The following is a 1,303-nucleotide window of genomic DNA, read 5'->3' as shown; positions in this document are numbered from 1 at the left end:
GGCGGTGGCGGGCCCATACGGGTCCTCATCGCCGACGACCAGATGATGGTCCGCGAGGGCTTCTCGGTTCTGCTGGGCGCGATGCCGGACATCGAGGTGGTCGGCGAGGCGGTCAACGGCCGGGACGCGGTCGACCGGGTCCGCGCACTCTCCCCGGACGTCGTCCTGATGGACATCCGCATGCCCGAGCTGAACGGCATCGAGGCGACCCGGGAGATCGTGGCGGCGAACAGCACGGCGAAGGTGCTGGTGCTGACGACGTTCGACCTCGACGAGTACGTGTACCAGGCGTTGCGGGCGGGAGCCTCGGGATTCCTCCTCAAGGACGCCTCGGCGCGCCAGCTCGCCGAGGGGGTACGGGTGGTGGCGTCCGGCGAGGCTCTGCTGGCGCCGTCGGTGACGAAGCGGCTGATCACGGAGTTCTCCCGGCTCTCCGAGGCACCCCGCCTCATGTCCTTCGCCCACGCGGCCCACGGCGACCTGACGGAGCGCGAGACGGAGGTCCTGGTCCTCATAGCCCAGGGCCTGTCCAACGCCGAGATCGCCGAGCGTCTGGTCGTCGCCGAGTCCACCATCAAGACCCACGTCAGCCGCGTCCTCGTGAAACTGGGCCTCAGGGACCGTACGCAGGCGGCGGTGTTCGCGTACGAGGCGAGGCTGGTGACGCCGGGCTGACCATCCGGCGCGGGAGTAGGCTCGCGGGCAGGACATGCCAAACGGCAATGGGGGTTGCGGATGAGCGGCACGGTCACGGCGGTCAGCAGCAACGGCGAGTACTCGTTCACGAAGCCCAACCGGGCGAGCATCCGGCTGCTCGCCGGGCTCGGCGTGGAAGGGGACGTGCACGCCGGGGTCACCGTGAAGCATCGTTCGAGGGTCGCGCAGGACCCCACCCAGCCGAATCTGCGTCAGGTCCATCTGATGCACGAGGAGCTCTTCGCCGAGGTCGGCGAGGCGGGGTTCGCGGTGAAGCCGGGGGATCTAGGTGAGAACATCACGACCAGCGGCCTCGATCTGCTCGGCCTGCCCGTCGGGACGGTGCTGCGCATCGGGGACGAGGCGGTCGTGGAGATCACCGGCCTGCGCAATCCGTGCCTGCAGATCGACGGCTTCCAGGACGGGCTGCTGAAGCAGGTCGTCTTCCGTGACGAGGCCGGGAGCCTCATACGCAAGGCGGGCATCATGAGCGTCGTCCGGGTGGGCGGCGTGGTGTGTCCCGGCGACACGATCACCGTGGAGCTCCCGGACGGCCCGCACCGTCCTCTCGACCGGGTGTGATCCGTTCCGGGCAGGGGGCAGGGGG

Annotated in this window: 2 protein-coding genes; both read left to right on the top strand. The window is 69.6% G+C overall.

Features of this window, described 5'->3' with window-relative positions; translation table 11 throughout:
• Nucleotides 1-15 precede the first annotated feature (15 nt).
• A complete protein-coding gene (locus FNH08_RS50170; RefSeq protein ID WP_322726688.1) occupies nt 16-675 on the top strand; it encodes a response regulator transcription factor in 660 nt (219 codons plus the stop codon).
• A gap of 60 nt (nt 676-735) precedes the next feature.
• Nucleotides 736-1,278: an MOSC domain-containing protein gene (locus FNH08_RS50165; protein ID WP_152778691.1), complete on the top strand. Its 543-nt coding sequence runs from the start codon at nt 736-738 to the stop codon at nt 1,276-1,278.
• The last annotated feature ends 25 nt before the right edge of the window (nt 1,279-1,303 follow it).

This window comes from Streptomyces spongiae (assembly GCF_009377185.1).
Taxonomy (GTDB): Bacteria; Actinomycetota; Actinomycetes; order Streptomycetales; family Streptomycetaceae; genus Streptomyces; species Streptomyces spongiae.
This window is presented reverse-complemented; position numbering and strand designations above follow the sequence as displayed.

Coding starts and splice junctions, on each gene's coding strand:
- FNH08_RS50165 (WP_152778691.1), top strand. CDS start 736: ATGAGCGGCACGGTCACGGCGGTCAGCAGCAACGGCGAGTACTCGTTC.